At 72.4% G+C, this 14680-nt stretch carries 16 protein-coding genes; 13 read left to right on the top strand and 3 right to left on the bottom strand.

Annotated elements, in window-relative coordinates; genetic code table 11:
• Positions 1 to 67 precede the first annotated feature (67 nt).
• The 3 genes from ACIO3P_RS26910 to ACIO3P_RS26900 all read left to right on the top strand — a co-directional run bounded on the left by ACIO3P_RS26910 (position 68) and on the right by ACIO3P_RS26900 (position 2446).
• Positions 68 to 1579: a DUF6056 family protein gene (locus tag ACIO3P_RS26910; RefSeq protein WP_401853703.1), complete on the top strand. Its 1512-nt coding sequence runs from the start codon at positions 68 to 70 to the stop codon at positions 1577 to 1579.
• A 133-nt stretch (positions 1580 to 1712) separates the two neighbouring features.
• Complete coding sequence (locus ACIO3P_RS26905) at positions 1713 to 2021, top strand: SCO5918 family protein (RefSeq protein ID WP_329825312.1); 309 nt, start codon at positions 1713 to 1715, stop codon at positions 2019 to 2021.
• 47 nt (positions 2022 to 2068) lie between these two features.
• Positions 2069 to 2446, top strand: coding sequence for a hypothetical protein (locus ACIO3P_RS26900; protein ID WP_329825311.1), 378 nt, complete (start codon positions 2069 to 2071; stop codon positions 2444 to 2446).
• A gap of 117 nt (positions 2447 to 2563) precedes the next feature.
• Here the strand turns inward: ACIO3P_RS26900 and ACIO3P_RS26895 are convergent, their stop codons facing one another.
• The 3 genes from ACIO3P_RS26895 to ACIO3P_RS26885 form a co-directional block, all read right to left on the bottom strand.
• Positions 2564 to 4111 carry a DEAD/DEAH box helicase gene (locus ACIO3P_RS26895; protein WP_401853705.1) on the bottom strand — a complete coding sequence of 516 codons (1548 nt, stop codon included), beginning with the start codon at positions 4109 to 4111 and terminating at the stop codon, positions 2564 to 2566.
• Positions 4112 to 4255: 144 nt separating this feature from the next.
• Positions 4256 to 4459: a cold-shock protein gene (locus tag ACIO3P_RS26890; protein ID WP_030228921.1), complete on the bottom strand. Its 204-nt coding sequence runs from the start codon at positions 4457 to 4459 to the stop codon at positions 4256 to 4258.
• Positions 4460 to 4741: 282 nt separating this feature from the next.
• Positions 4742 to 5089 (bottom strand): MerR family transcriptional regulator, encoded by a 348-nt coding sequence (locus ACIO3P_RS26885; protein WP_329825309.1) that lies wholly within the window; start codon positions 5087 to 5089, stop codon positions 4742 to 4744.
• A gap of 183 nt (positions 5090 to 5272) precedes the next feature.
• Here ACIO3P_RS26885 and ACIO3P_RS26880 point away from each other — a divergent pair, with 183 nt between their 5' ends.
• From ACIO3P_RS26880 to ACIO3P_RS26835, 10 genes are all read left to right on the top strand, one after another.
• Positions 5273 to 5923 carry a DUF6629 family protein gene (locus ACIO3P_RS26880; protein WP_329825308.1) on the top strand — a complete coding sequence of 217 codons (651 nt, stop codon included), beginning with the start codon at positions 5273 to 5275 and terminating at the stop codon, positions 5921 to 5923.
• Between the two features lie 100 nt (positions 5924 to 6023).
• Positions 6024 to 6425, top strand: a complete 402-nt coding sequence (locus ACIO3P_RS26875) for a hypothetical protein (RefSeq protein WP_401853708.1) — start codon at positions 6024 to 6026, stop codon at positions 6423 to 6425.
• Between the two features lie 199 nt (positions 6426 to 6624).
• Positions 6625 to 7380, top strand: coding sequence for a beta-glucanase (locus tag ACIO3P_RS26870; protein WP_329825306.1), 756 nt, complete (start codon positions 6625 to 6627; stop codon positions 7378 to 7380).
• A 148-nt stretch (positions 7381 to 7528) separates the two neighbouring features.
• The gene (locus ACIO3P_RS26865; RefSeq protein WP_329825305.1) at positions 7529 to 8248 is read left to right on the top strand and encodes a VOC family protein; all 720 of its coding nucleotides are present in this window, start codon (positions 7529 to 7531) and stop codon (positions 8246 to 8248) included.
• Between the two features lie 110 nt (positions 8249 to 8358).
• Positions 8359 to 9747: a Si-specific NAD(P)(+) transhydrogenase gene (sthA, locus tag ACIO3P_RS26860; RefSeq protein ID WP_401854027.1), complete on the top strand. Its 1389-nt coding sequence runs from the start codon at positions 8359 to 8361 to the stop codon at positions 9745 to 9747.
• A gap of 357 nt (positions 9748 to 10104) precedes the next feature.
• Positions 10105 to 11817 carry an ATP-binding protein gene (locus ACIO3P_RS26855; protein ID WP_329825303.1) on the top strand — a complete coding sequence of 571 codons (1713 nt, stop codon included), beginning with the start codon at positions 10105 to 10107 and terminating at the stop codon, positions 11815 to 11817.
• A 2-nt stretch (positions 11818 to 11819) separates the two neighbouring features.
• On the top strand, positions 11820 to 12230 hold the full coding sequence (locus ACIO3P_RS26850; protein WP_329825302.1) for a roadblock/LC7 domain-containing protein: 411 nt from the start codon (positions 11820 to 11822) through the stop codon (positions 12228 to 12230).
• Positions 12227 to 12601 carry a DUF742 domain-containing protein gene (locus tag ACIO3P_RS26845; protein ID WP_329825301.1) on the top strand — a complete coding sequence of 125 codons (375 nt, stop codon included), beginning with the start codon at positions 12227 to 12229 and terminating at the stop codon, positions 12599 to 12601. The genes ACIO3P_RS26850 and ACIO3P_RS26845 overlap by 4 nt, the downstream gene beginning before the upstream one ends.
• Positions 12579 to 13196 carry an ATP/GTP-binding protein gene (locus ACIO3P_RS26840; protein WP_329825300.1) on the top strand — a complete coding sequence of 206 codons (618 nt, stop codon included), beginning with the start codon at positions 12579 to 12581 and terminating at the stop codon, positions 13194 to 13196. The genes ACIO3P_RS26845 and ACIO3P_RS26840 overlap by 23 nt, the downstream gene beginning before the upstream one ends.
• Complete coding sequence (locus tag ACIO3P_RS26835) at positions 13193 to 14488, top strand: cytochrome P450 (RefSeq protein WP_401853711.1); 1296 nt, start codon at positions 13193 to 13195, stop codon at positions 14486 to 14488. Before ACIO3P_RS26840 ends, ACIO3P_RS26835 begins: the two co-directional genes overlap by 4 nt.
• Positions 14489 to 14680 lie beyond the last annotated feature (192 nt).

Raw genomic sequence — 14680 nt, 5'->3', positions numbered from 1 at the left:
TCGAAAGTCCCCTGGACGGCACGGCATCGTTCCCGCTCCCCTACAGCCCCGAAAGGCGGTGGTGCGCATGGCCACGGGCGCACCCGGCGTCACCCTCCCCGGAGAGCCCGCCGAGCGATCCGTCCCCGGGCCCGAGGGGGCGAACGGGCGGTCCGTACGCGGGTGGACGGCGTACGGACCGCCCGCGCTCGCGGCGCTGCCCCTCGCCCTCCTGGCCATGGCGGCCTGGCTCGGCCGCCATGTCCGCCCCAGCGCGGACGACTGGTGCTTCCTCCCCCAGGTGCGTGACCACGGAGTCATGGGACTGATCGGGAAGTTCTACGGCACGGACAACGGGCGGCTCGGCAACGGCGTACTGGTCGGGCTGTACGCGAAGCCCGGCATCGCGGGCCACCAGTGGTTCGCCGCCGTCAGCGCCGCCGTCATACTGGCGCTCCTGTGGGGCGCGCTCCGTACGGTGCTGCGTCTGGCCGGGTGTACGGCGCCGCGCGGTGTCCCGCTGCTCGTGGCGGCCATGACGGCCGTGGTCTTCCTCTTCCCGACGCTCAACATCTACAAGACGTTCTACTGGCCCGCCTCCTCCGTCTCGCACACCGTGGCGCCGGTGCTGGCCTGCGCCGCGGTGATCCCGCTCGCGTGGGCCCGCTCGCGCAGGGGCCGGCGCGCCGCCCTGGCCGCCGTGTTCGCCACCGGCGCTTTCCTCGGCACGCTCTCCGAGGAGACCTCGGCGGTCACCCTGGTGGCGCTCGCCGCCGGACTGCTGGTGCACCGGAGGCTCTTCGTCCCGCGCGTACGGTCCTATGCGCGCGCCTGGTGCCTGACCGGGCTCGCGGGCGTGGCGACCGGCCTGCTCGTGCTGGTCACCTCCCCGGGGTCACGGCAGCGGCGTGAGCGGTACGGGGCCAGGACCGGCGACCTGTTCTCGCCCACGGCGCTGGCGGAGTCGTTCCACGGCTTCCTGGACATCCTGGGCACGGTCCTGACGACATGGCAGTACGTGGGGGCCGTCGCGGCCGGTCTGCTCCTCGGGCTGCTCCTGCGCAACCGGTCCGGGCACCCTTCGGTGCTGCTGCCCTGCCGTCCCGCCTTCCTGCTGGCCGTCGGCGCCCTGGCGGTCGTCGTCTCCGGCTACCTCTGCACAGTCCTCACCTATCCGCTCTTCGGCGAGGCCGTGGCACGCGCCGCGCGGACCTGGAACGACTATCTCCTGCTGTACGTCCTGGTGTTGACGGGCGCCGGCGCCCTCCTGGGGCGCGCGCTGCGGCGCGCCGGGTGGCGTACGGGCGCGGTGGCCGCGGCCGGCGCGGCGGTCTGCGCCGCGTGCTGTGCCGGACTGGCCGTCCCCGTCGGTGATCTGGGCCAGGACCTGCGCGTACGGGCGGAGCGGTGGGACCACCAGGACCGGTGGCTGCGGGAGCACGTGGCGCGGGGCGCGCGGGTCCTGCCGTACCACCCCGTGTCGATCAGCGGGATGGGCGAACCTTTTGGCGGCCGCCGGCACAAGCCCTGGCCGGCCCGGTGTGTCGCGGCGTACTACCACCTGTCGCGGGTCACCTTCGCGCCGGGGAGGCTGCCGTGACGCGGGCGCGTCCGCACGGCGAACGGGCAAGGGCTTTCGTCCCGGCCCGGCGTGGATATCCCGGTTCCCGGCCGTGAGGACGTGTGGGATGCTGAGCTTTCCCGCATTTCTCCTTCTTCCCCCCTGAGGCATTATGCGCTGCGTCATCGCCCGCTTTCCCTTCGAACTGACCAAGAGCGAGGTGCAGCAGGCGATGAAGGGCATCAAGCCCGAGCCGATCACCGGCGAATCCGTGGTCATCGGCCGTCGCAGCTACCCCGTCAAGCAGGTGGGCGAGGTGATCACCCGGCAGGACCGCCGTGACTTCACCGCCTTCGAGGTGACGCGCGCGCTGACCCGGCTCGGCTTCACCTGCCAGGCCGTTCCCGCGCCCGTGGCGCCGGCGCCCCTCAGCCCGCTGGAGACGGCGTCGGCGCTGCTGGGACCGGCCGCCCAGGACTGACCGGAGCGCCCCCGTGGGCGGCCGTCCGCGTAGTAGAGTCGGCGCCCATGTCGAAGCCTGATCATCTGCTTGTTGACATCGCCACCACCGTGGAGTCCGAGCAAAGCAATCAGATGTCCCTCACCGTGGTCGTCCAGGGCGCCGTCCTCACGGGCCGCCTGGCACCCGAAGCCGTATGGCGGGAGCGCGTGGCGGAGGTCCTGGAGGACTCCGAGCGTCTGGGACCGTTCGCCGCCATCTTCGTCTCCCCCGGCCGGGGTGCCCGCCCGCGTACGCGCAGCGAGCCGCCCACCCATCTGCACTTCCATGTGGCCCGGATCCTCCAGGGAACCCTGGGCATCCCGGAGACCGGTGGCATGTACCGCATCTCCATCAAGGACGTCAGCGCCTGGACGGTGGGGGACGTCAGCTACTCCGACGGCTGAGCCGCCAGCGCGGTGCCCCACCGAGCCTCCGTCCGACCATGACACAGGGGAAGGGCCCCGGTACCTGATGGGTACCGGGGCCCTTCCCGTGCCGGAGCGGCCGCGCTCCGCGCTCCGTCAGGCGGCGTTGTCCCGGGGGGCCCGGCGCTGCGCGGCGGCGGCGCGGGCCGCGGACTGCTCGGCGTTACGGCGCGACTGCGGCGAACGGCCCCGGGCCCGGGCGCGCGACGCGGAGCCGCCGCGCTGCGGACGGTCGGAGGCCGGCGCGCTGATGGTGACGGGGACGCCCGAGGGTGCCTGGGCGCCGGTGATCCGGTGCAGCTCGGCCTCGCCGGAGCGGACCTGGGTGGTCTGCGGGGTGATGCCCGCGTCGGCCATCAGCCGGGTCATCTCACGGCGCTGCCCCGGCAGCACCAGGGTGACGACGCTGCCGGACTCCCCCGCGCGGGCCGTACGGCCGCCGCGGTGCAGGTAGTCCTTGTGGTCGCTGGGCGGGTCGACGTTGACGACGAGGTCGAGGTTGTCGACATGGATACCGCGGGCGGCGACGTTGGTGGCCACCAGCACCGTGACATGGCCGGCCTTGAACTGCGCGAGGGTGCGGGTGCGCTGGGGCTGGGACTTGCCGCCGTGCAGCGCGGCGGCGCGTACACCGCTGTTCAGCAGGTGCTCGGTCAGCCGGTCGACGGCGTGCTTGGTGTCCAGGAACATCAGCACCCGGCCCTCGCGGGCGGCGATCTCCGTGGTGGTGGCGTACTTGTCGGCGCCGTGCACGTGCAGCACGTGGTGTTCCATCGTGGTGACGGCGCCGGCGGACGGGTCGACCGAGTGGACGACCGGGTCGTGCAGGTAGCGGCGGACCAGCAGGTCGACGTTACGGTCCAGGGTGGCCGAGAACAGCATCCGCTGGCCCTCGGTGCGCACCTGGTCCAGCAACTCCGTGACCTGCGGCATGAAGCCCATGTCGGCCATCTGGTCGGCCTCGTCCAGCACGGTGATCGCGACCCGGCCGAGCCGGCAGTCGCCGCGCTCGATGAGGTCCTTGAGCCGTCCGGGCGTGGCCACGACGATCTCGGCGCCGCCGCGCAGCGCGCTGGCCTGCCGGCCGATCGACATGCCGCCGACGACGGTCGCCGTCCGCAGCCGCAGCGACCGGGCGTACGGGGTGAGCGCGTCGGTGACCTGCTGGGCCAGTTCCCGGGTGGGGACGAGGATCAGGGCCAGCGGCTCGCGCGGCTGGGCCCGCTGTCCGGCGGTACGGGCGAGCAGGGCGAGGCCGAAGGCGAGGGTCTTGCCGGATCCGGTGCGGCCCCGGCCCAGTACGTCGCGGCCCGCCAGCGAGTTGGGCAGGGTGGCCGCCTGGATCGGGAACGGCTCGGTGACGCCCTGTCCGGTGAGCGTCTTCAGTACCTCGGCGGGCAGGTCCAGCTCGCCGAAGGCGGTCACCGGGGGCAGCGCCGGGGTGATGGTCACGGGGAGCGCGAACTCCCCCTTCGGCGCCGAGGGGCGCCGTCCGTAGCCACCGGAGCGGCCGGGGGCGCCGGAGCGGCCCTGGGATCCGGAGCGGCCTGCGGGCTGGCCCCCGAAGCGGCCGCCCCGCCCGGCGGCGGGGCCACCCGAACGGGTACGGGAGTAACGGTCGTTCGTGCGCGGTGCGCGGTTCATTCAGAACCTTTCTCGATGGGCACGTTATCGAGAATTCCCGGCAGGAAAACCGCGCGGAGAATCGCAAGAACGAGCCGGATAAATGAAACGTAGCTGGGGCCCGCACCCTTGGATGCGGGCCCCAGCTACGTCAGGCGTTCAACGTCAGGCGGGAACGATGTTCTCGGCCTGCGGGCCCTTCTGGCCCTGCGTGACGTCGAAGTTCACCTTCTGGCCCTCCTGCAGCTCGCGGAAGCCCTGGGTGGCGATGTTCGAGTAGTGGGCGAAGACGTCAGCGCCGCCACCGTCCTGCTCGATGAATCCGAAACCCTTTTCCGCGTTGAACCACTTGACGGTGCCACTGGCCATGTTTGATCTCCTTCGGGGCAATGCCCGGGGGTTCGCACTGTGCGCACCCCACGTCGCCGCGATGATTACCCCGTCCGGAAAATCTCCGGAAATACAAAAGCGCACCCACCGGCACATAAAGCCGGTAAGAGCACTTGAAGTCTTTGGGAACCACAACCGCAACTGAGATCAACACTAGCACGGAGTGAGCGTCCGGCACCGGCGGCATTTATCACTCCGCCGGTCGCACCACAAATATTCACCGGGCATCAGGATTATTTCTGCAGCGGCGGCCACAGATATTCAGGAATCGTCCGCACCGCCCCGGTCGGCGGGGCGCCCGCGCAGCTCCTCGTTGATCCGCAGCGCCTCGTCGAGCCGGTCCTCCAGGGTGACGATCCGGCAGGCGGCGTCGATCGGGGTGCCCTGGTCGACCAGCTCCCTGACCCGGGCGGCGATACGGAGCTGACCGCGCGAGTAGCGGCGGTGCCCGCCCTCGGAGCGCAGGGGGGTGATCAGGTCCGCCTCGCCGATGGCCCGGAGGAACGCGGGAGTGGCGCCGATCATCGCCGCGGCGCGGCCCATCGTGTAGGCGGGGTAGTCGTCGTCTTCGAAGCGGTCGGTGGCACTCGGTGGGGGTCCCGGGCTCACGCGTACCTCGTCTTCCGTCGCTCGGCTCCGACGGAACCCTAGACCGAGTCCGGAACCCATGTCTACTTTCGCTGGCACAGATTTCCTCGCGCAGGTGCGGCAGAAATTCGCCCGGACAGCGGTGGCGGCGTATCCGGCGGTCGGGAGCCCTTCCGTACATCCGCACCTATTTTGGAAAGCGTCATGTGCTGGAGCGCGACGGCCGACCTCGTGGCGGGCACCGCGATCACCGCGATCGGGGTGGCCTGTGTGGCCCGCGTGCGCGCGGCCCGTGAGCTGCCGCTCGCCGCGCTGCCGCTGATCCTGGGGGCGCACCAGGTCGTCGAGGCGGCCGTGTGGCGGGCCGGCGGGGGCTCCGGCCCCGCGACGCTGGCCTGGGCCGTCGTCGCCCTGCCCCTGCTGGCCGTGTGGGTGCCGCTCGCCGTGCTGCTCGCCGCCCCGCCCGGGGCCCGGCGCCGGCTGGCGGTTCCGCTGGCCGTCGGGCTCACCACGGCGGGGGTCCTCGGCCTCGTCCTCACGCGCCGTACGGTGACCGCCGAGATCCGCGGCCACACGGTCGGGTACGTGATCGACCTGCCGTACGCCGTGCCGCTCGTCGTGGGCTATCTGGTCGCCACGGTCGGCGCCCTGCTGCTCGGCGGAGACCGGTGGGTGCGGCTGCTGGGTGTGGTGGTGGCGCTCGGCGCGGCCGTCTGCGCGGCGCTGTGGCGCCTGGAGTACGTCTCCACGTGGTGCGCCCTCGCCGCGGTGGCCTCCGTGCTGCTGCTCGTACGGGGAAGGGCGCCGACCGCGGCGGTGGATCCGGCGAACGGCCGGAATCGGCCACCGGGGTGAACACCCCGTGGCGGCGGCCCGTATGACTCTGCAGCACCCGCGCCCGCGCGTGCGGCCCTCTCCGCCAGGGTTCCGTTCCGAGACCCAGAGGATTCAGTCCATGAATGACCCCGTCAACACCTCCCTCCGCGCACTGCCCGACGGAGAGGCCGAACTCCGTCTGGTGGTCCGGCTGGGGTGGGAGGACGTCGCCTCGCTGGGGCAGGAGGCCAGTCGGCTGGCCGCCCAGATGAAGCGTCCCGTCAGCCTGGACGAGGCCGCGAGCCACCGGCTGCGCACCCGGGCCGCCGCGGGTCACGCGAAGCCCGCGCAGGACTGGCCGGTCGCCGGACCGGCCTCCACGGTGTCGTCGCTGACGGCCCGTACCCCCGGTGAGCACGCCCGGCAGGCGATCGAGAAGATCAACGGCTCCGCCGGGGACCCGGGGGCGGCGCAGCGCTCCGTGCCGCCGGGGGTCCAGCCAGCCGTCCAGGCCGCCGTGCCGCCCCCGGCGTCGGCCTGAACGGGACGCCGCCGGGGACCGTCCGGCGATGGAGGGACGGTCCTCCCCGTTGGGGGCAGTGTCCGAACTGAAGGTCGCCCGGGCCCGCGTGGCAGGTTCCCCGCGGGCCCTGCCCCTGTCTTCCTAGCATGGCGGGTCAGCGCGGTCGTGGGCCGTTCCGTGTCCGTGAGCGCGATCCCGTCCGGGGAAGAGGCACGCCATGGGGCAGCGCGGTTCCGCAGTTCTGGAGTGGCTGGCCGGCCGGCTCAGGCCCTGGCCGCGCCCGACCGTACCGGCTCCCGGCCCTCCGCCAGGGCCTGCCGGGGCGCCCTGCTTCACCGCCGACTTCTCCTCCACGCGGCAGTGGGTCGCCGGCCGGTCCTGGGCGTATCCGGGCGGTGGGCCGACCAACCCGGGCGACAACAAGCTGGACCATCTCGTCACCGATCCGGAGTACAGCCGCGACGGTGTCTTCCGGGCGACCCGCCGCCCCGACGGCGACTGGGACACCGGTCTGCTCACCACGGAGGGCAGCGCCGACGGATTCACGCTGCGCACGGGTGACGTCCTGGAGACCCGGGTGAAGCTGCCCACCGGGCTCGGGGCGTGGCCCGCGATCTGGACCTGGCGGGACGGCGGGAACGAGATCGACGTCTTCGAGTACCACCCCGACAACCCGGGGGTGCTGGAGCTGTCGAACCATGTCAGGGGCGGCGGGCTCGCCTATGCCCATCCCTCGGTCCGGCCGGGCGCGTGGGTGGCGCTGAAGGTCGAGTTCCGGGCCAGGACCGTGGTCTGGTGGGTCAACGGGATCCGGGCCTTCGCGGACGGCACGGGGGTCGGCCGGGACTGGTCGGCCTCGCTGATCGTGAATCTGTCGGTCTCCTCCGGCCGGTACCACCCGGCGCCCGACCCGGTCACGTCCGCCCTCTCGTACCAGGTCGATTTTCTCCGCGTCTGTCGCTCCCGCTCCTGAGGCGCCGACATGCGCGGCGCCGTGGCCGGGTGAAGCATGGCTACGGGAGCGTCGAGGACCGCTCCCGCAGGCCGCCAGAACGGAGTGGACCAGAGCCATGCAGGCGTCACCACGTGCCGTGACAGGGGCCCCCTGCTGGGTGAGTCTGATGGCCCGCGACCTCCGCGCGGCCCAGGAGTTCTACGGCGCGGTCCTCGGCTGGACCTTCCACCACACGGATCTGGGCGACGCGTTCTCCGTGGCGCTGTCCGGCGGCCGGGCCGTCGGGGGGATCGGGGCGCTGGCCCCGAGTCTGCAGGCCGCGGTCGCCTGGACCCCGTACTTCGCCGTGGACGACGCGGACACGGCCGCCGCGCGCATCCGGGAACGGGGTGCGACCGTCGCCGTCGGTCCTCTCGCCATGAGCACGGGGCGCGCGACGCTCGCCGCCGACCCGGACGGCGCCGTGTTCGGCTTCTGGGAGGGCAGGACGGTCGTGGGCTGGTCCGTGGGCCGGGGCGCCGGGCCGGCGCGGCTGGAGCTGCGTACCCGGGACGCCTTCGCCGCGGCCATCTTCTACGCGCAGGTGCTCACCTGGGGCTCCGACGAGCGGCCGAGCTGCGAGGTGCACTACGAGAACGACCAGGTGCTGGTGCGCGACGGTACGCACACGGTCGCCGCGCTGCGCGGCGGGGCCGTCGAGAGCGCGCCCGACCCGCAGATCCGGCCCCGCTGGCACGTCTACTTCCGGGTGGCCGACGTGGCCGACGCCGCGGCGGCGGCCGCGGCGGCCGGGGGCGGCGTCGTCGCTCCCCCGGCCGTCTCCGACTCGGGCCACGAGGCCACGCTCCGCGACCCCGACGGGGGCCTGTTCACCGTCGTCGCGTGAGGCGGGCGTCCCGTGGCCGCGGGACGCGGCGTCCTCGGAGCGATCGCCCGGGGGACGCCCTTCCGGGACGCGCCGCCGGCTGACAGACTCCTCCCGTGCGTGACTTCGACATGCTCGTCATCGGATCGGGTCCGGGTGGCCAGAAGGCCGCCATCGCCGCCGCGAAGCTCGGTCGCCGGGTCGCCGTCGTGGACCGGCCCCACATGGTCGGCGGGGTGTCCCTGCACACCGGGACCGTGCCCTCCAAGACGCTGCGCGAGGCGGTGCTCTATCTCAGCGGGCTGACGCAGCGCGATCTCTACGGCCAGAGCTACCGGCTCAAGGACGAGATCACCGTCGCCGACCTGACCGCGCGCACCCAGCATGTCGTCGGCCTGGAGGTCGACGTCGTCCGCAGCCAGCTCGCCAGGAACCAGGTCACCCTGGTCTCCGGCACCGGCCGGTTCGTGGACGACCACACCGTCGCCGTACGGGACGAGGAGGGCCAGGAGCGGCTGCTGACGGCGGATCACCTCGTGATCGCCACCGGAACGCGTCCGGCGCGCCCCGCGAGCGTGGAGTTCGACGACCGTACGGTCATGGACTCCGACAGCGTCCTCAACCTGGAACGGATTCCCCGGTCCATGGTGATCGTCGGTGCCGGTGTGATCGGCATGGAGTACTGCTCGATGTTCGCGGCGCTCGGCAGCAGGATCACGGTGGTCGAACAGCGCGCCGGCATGCTGGACTTCTGCGACGCGGAGGTGGTGGAGGCGCTCAAGTACCGGCTGCGCGATCTCGCCGTGACGTTCCGCTTCGGGGAGACGGTCGCGGCGGTCGAGCGGCACGAGGAGGGCACGCTCACGCTTCTGGAGAGCGGCAAGAAGATCGCCGCCGACGCGGTGATGTACTCCGCGGGACGGCAGGGGCTGACCGAGGCGCTGGATCTCGGCGCGGCGGGGCTCTCCGCCGACGGGCGCGGCCGGATACCGGTGGACGAGCACTACCGTACGGCCGTTCCGCACATCTACGCGGTCGGTGACGTCATCGGCTTCCCGGCGCTGGCCGCGACCTCGATGGAGCAGGGCAGGGCCGCCGCGTACCACGCGTGCGAGGAGCCCGTGAACCCGATGCACCACCTCCAGCCGATCGGCATCTACACGATCCCCGAGATCAGCTTCATCGGCCGTACCGAGGATCAACTGACCGAGGAGCGCGTGCCGTTCGAGGTCGGTGTGGCGCGCTACCGCGAGCTGGCCCGCGGCCAGATAGTCGGCGACGCGCACGGCATGCTCAAGCTGCTGGTGTCCCCGGAGGACCGCCGGCTGCTCGGGGTCCACTGCTTCGGCGCGGGCGCCACGGAGCTGATCCACATCGGTCAGGCCGTGATGGGGTGCGGCGGCACCGTCGACTACCTGGTGGACGCGGTGTTCAACTATCCGACGCTCGCGGAGTCGTACAAGGTCGCCGCCCTCGACGTGACGAACAAGATGCGGCTGATCGAGCGCATGAAGCGCTGACGCCACCCACATGGCCGAACCGATCGTCCCTGGTTCTTCGCAGAGAGGCAGTGGCAGTCAGCGGCAGTCGTTTTCTGTCGGCATCAGTCGGTAACGGTCGATTTATTTTCGTGACCCTCCGTATTCGTTAAGTTACTTCGGAACCGGTCCGACGGGGATACGATCCCCAACAACGTCTGGTGAAGAGGTAGTTCATCTCATGATCAACTGGCATGACCACGGTGAGGCCGACGGCGTCCGCCGCCCGCTGGGCCCGCGCCAGGTCATACCGGCCACGCGCCGCCTTCTTCACCTCCCGTGACCTCCACCGGGTGACCTCGGCCGGACCACGTTTCTCAGCGAACTCAAAGGTTTTCCATGGCACGTTCCCCCGCGCCCCCTTCTCTGCCCCGGGGCAGCTCACCGTGGCTCTGGCCGGCCACCCTCGTGGTCGCGCTCGTGGCCTTCGCCATACCGCTGGTGCCGCTCGCCCGCCTGAGCGCCGGAGCGGCGGCGGCGTACGGCGTGGTCGCCGCGCTGCTGTTCGCCGCCCTGGCCGTGCTGCGCGGCCGGCATCGGCGCGCCGACCACGACGCCGCCCGGTTCCTGGACGAGGCCAGGGAGCGCGAGGCCGAGGCGGTGCGCCGTGAGACCGGCTGGCGCACCCATGTCGAGCAACGCTCCGAGCACCAGGCCGAGCTGGTGAGGGAGGAGGTCGAGCACCTCGTCAACCAACGGCTGCCCGCGGCCCTCACCCGTTCGGAGATTCCCGCGCCGCTGCACGGCGGCGAACAGCTCGGGCGCGCGGTGGGCGACGGGTTCGACCTGCTGCTCTCCTCGGTCACCGGTTCGGTGCAGCACCGCGAGGAGTCCCAGCGGCTGGCCCTGGTGGAGCTGGCGAGCCGGGTGCAGACCTCGGCGCACCGGATCCAGGCCGCCGTCACCGGTCTCGCCGACCGCTTCCCCGGCGACGCCGACCTGCTGGAGACCACCATGCGGGTGGACCACGCGGCGACCCAGCAGGCCCGGCACGCGCAGAGCCTCAAGGTGCTCTGCGGCGAATGGCCGGGACAGCAGTGGCAGAAGCCGTTGGCGATGGTGGACGTGGTGCGTGCCGCCTCGGGCCGGATCGTGGCGTACCAGCGGGTGCAGGTGACCGGCGACCCGGACCTCGGGGTCACCCCGTCGATCGTGGAGCCGCTGATCCACCTGCTGGCGGAGCTGCTCGCCAACGCCACCGAGTACTCGCCGCCCCGGACGGCGGTGCCGGTGACCGTGCGGACGGTGCAGCGCGGCGCGGTGGTCGAGGTGGACGACGGCGGTCTCGGCATGGACGAGTACCGGCTGGCCGAGGCGCGCGAGATCGTCTCCGGCCGCCGGCTCCTCGGGGTGGGCGAGGTCGGCGAGATCCCGCAGACCGGTTTCGCGGTCGTGGGCCGCTTCGCCGACCGGCACGGCTTCCACGTCGACCTCGGGCCCTCCCCGTACGGCGGGGTCCGCGCGGTCGTGCTGGTCCCCCGGGACGTACTGGAGACGCTTCCCCCCGCCGGTACGGCCGCCGTCCCGCTCGTCCGCAGGAGGCCCGCGGTCTCCGCCGAGGAGGGGTCCGAGGCCGCGCCCGGGTCGGTCACGGTCACGGCGGAGCCGGCGCCTTCGGTGTGGGAGGGGCGGGACGCACGTGAGGGGCGCGAGCCCGCCGGGGCGCCCGAACCGGCGACGCTCTCCGCGGCGTCCGCCTCCGCCGAACCGCCCCCGCCCGTACCGCCGGTGGCCGAGGCGACGGCGGACGCCGTGACCCCGTACGTCCAGGAGTCCGTGCGACGGCCCGCGCCGGAGCGCGCCGCCCTCGTGCAGCGGCTGCCGCAGCGGCGCTCGCGGCGCGACGAGTACGCGCCGGTGGAGGCGGGCCCCGTCGCGACCACCCCGCCGGGCACCCCCGAACAGGCGGGCGACTGGATGGAGCAGTTCATCGAGGGCGGCCGGTCCGTGCCGGTTCCCGATCCCGTACCGCACCAGGGCCACTCCGTACCCCATCAGGGCCAGCGAGGCCCCTCGTACCCCACCCCCGATTCACCGGAAGGACTGACGTGAGCATGAGTTACACGGAGAACCCGGAGCAACGCGGCTGGATGATCGCCGAGGTGGCCGCCGTGCCGGGGGTGCGCGAAGTGATCGTCTTCAGCGCCGACGGGCTGCTGCTGGCCAGCTCCGAGGGGATGGACCGGGACTCCGCCGACCGGCTGGCGGCCAACTGTTCGGGGCTCCAGTCCCTCGCCCGCAGTCTCGGCAGGGAGTTCGGTGAGGAAGGCGGGGCGGTCCACCAGCAGATGGTGGAGTTCAACGGGGGCTACCTGTTCATGCGCAGCGCCAGAGGCGCCCATCTCGCGGTGGTGACGGGCCCCGTGGTGGACCCGAAGCTGGTCGCCCGGCAGATGCAGGCGCAGGTGCTGCGGATGGGTGCGGGCAACCTGAGCAGTCCGCCCCGGCAGGAATCCGTGCGGTGAGTGGCCCGGACGGCGAGTACGGCGAGTATGCGGCGAACGCCCTCCGCCCGTACGTGATCACCAAGGGCCGGTGCAGGCCCAGCCGTAACACCGTCGGTGTCGAGAGCCTTCTCATCGCCGCCGACTCCCCGCGCGACCTGCCGGTCTCCGCGACCCGGGAGGAGCGTGCCCTGGTGCGGATGTGCGAGCGGCTGCTCTCCCTCGTGGAGGCCGCCGCCCATCTCGAACTGCCGGTGAGCCTGGTGAAGGTCCTCGCGTCCGATCTCATCGACGACGGTCATCTCTGCGCGCGCTCCGGCGTCCCCCAGGCCGTTCTTCCCGATTCCCAACTCCTTCAGGAGGTACTGGATGGTCTCCGTCGGCTCCGCTGACCGCTATTTACCCGACACGATCCAACAGGCCGTCAAGATCCTGGTGGTGGGCGCGTTCGGCGTCGGGAAGACGACACTGGTCGGCTCGGTCAGCGAGATCGAACCGCTGCGCACGGAGGAGGTGATGACCGAGGCGAGCGTCGGTGTGGACGATCTGGCCGGGATGAGCACGAAGACGACCACCACCGTCGCCATGGACTTCGGCCGGATCACCCTCAACTCCCGGCTGGTGCTCTACCTGTTCGGCACCCCGGGGCAGCGCCGGTTCTGGGATCTCTGGGACGGACTCGCGGAGGGCGCGCTGGGCGTCCTCGTCATCGTCGACACCAGGAGGCTGGAGGACAGCTTCGACGTCCTCGAACAACTGGAGCTGCGCGGGCTGCCGTTCGCCGTCGCCGTCAACCAGTTCCCCGACAGCGAGGTGCACGGGACGACGGAGCTGCGCGGGGCGCTCGATCTGCTGCCGGACACCCCCGTGGTGGTGTGTGACGCGCGGGAGCGCATGCCGTCGGTGGACGCCCTGATCAGCCTGGTCGAGTACGTGTCGAACGTCGCGCACGTCGGCGCCGAGCCCGCCAAGGAGACCGCCTCATGACCCGTCCCCCCGCACTCACCCCGCTCTCGCCGCCGGAGTGTCCCGCGCGCCACGCGTCCGTCACACCGGTCGACGGGGAGGCGCCCCTGCCGCTCGCCGCGGCCACGGGCGCGCCCGACCCCCGGGAGGTCTACCGCGCGCTGCGCGCCCGGTGGGGCAATGTCGCCAAGGTCGAACTGGCGCCGGGCGTGCACGCCTGGCTCGTCCTCGGCTACCGGGAGCTGCTGACCATCACCCGGCAGGAGCAGATCTACTCCCGTGACGCCAGGAACTGGCGCGACCTCAACGACGGGGTGGTGTCCCCGAAGTCGAGGCTGCTCCCGATGATGGGCTGGCGCGCCAACGTCCTCGGCGCCGACGGCGCGGAGCACCGCAGGCTGCGCCAGCCCCTCGACGAGGGGGTGGCCAGGATCGACCAGCGCAGGGCGCGCCGTCAGGTCGAGTCGGTGTGTACGGAGCTGATCGCGGGGTTCTCCCAGCGCGGCCGGGCGGACCTGGTGACCCAGTACGCCACGATCGTGCCGATGCTCTCCATCGCGTCGCTCTTCGGGCTGAACAGCGACGAGGGCCAGGAGCTGCTGGGCACGCTGGTCGCCGTGTTCGGCAGCGCCGACGACTCCCAGGACGGCAACCGGCACTTCGAGGAGATCCTCGCCGACGCGCTGCGCCAGCGGCACAGCAACCCGGCGGACGATCTGACGACGTCGTTCATCAACCATCCGAACCTCCGCAACGACGAGGAGCGTCTGCAGTCGATGGCGGTGATGATCTCCGCCGGTACGGAGGGGGTCAACGCGTGGACCTCGCTGGCGCTGCGGCTGCTGCTCACCGATCCGCGCTTCGCCGCCCGGATGCACGGGGGGCGGCTCGGCGTGGACGACGCGCTCGACGAGGCGCTGTGGCGCGACCCGCCGATGAACAACCAGCCCGCCCGCTACGCGCTCGCCGACACGGAGCTGGGGGGCCAGCTCATCCGGCGCGGGGACGTGCTGATCCTGGGGATCGCCGCCGCCAACGACGATCCGGTGATCCGTCCCGACGACTCCGCGAGCGAGCCGGGCAACCGCGCCCATCTCGCGTTCTCGGCGGGGCCGCACGTCTGCCCCGCACAGGTGCCGGCGCGGCTGATCACCCGTACCGCGGTCAACACCGTGCTGCATCTGCTGCCCGACATGAAGCTCGCGATCCCCTCCGAGGAGGTGGCCTGGCACCCCTCCCCGTGGACCCGGGTGCCGAAATCCCTGCCGGTGGAGTTCTCCCCGGCGCGGATCCCGGTCCGCGCCGGGGAGTGACCGGACGGGCGGGGAGTGACCGGCTGAGCGGCGGGTGACCGGGCGGGCGGCGGGTGAGCGGGGCGGGCGGCCCCGGGCCCGGCACCCGCCGCCCGGCGGGGGATCCCCGCCGTTCGGCGCTCCCGGTGACGGCCGTCCCGGCGGCACCATGGTCATCCCCGGTCACGGGGACGTGACCACGGAAGAGGGAGA

Source organism: Streptomyces sp. NPDC087310 (assembly GCF_044744405.1).
GTDB lineage: Bacteria > Actinomycetota > Actinomycetes > Streptomycetales > Streptomycetaceae > Streptomyces.
This window is presented reverse-complemented; position numbering and strand designations above follow the sequence as displayed.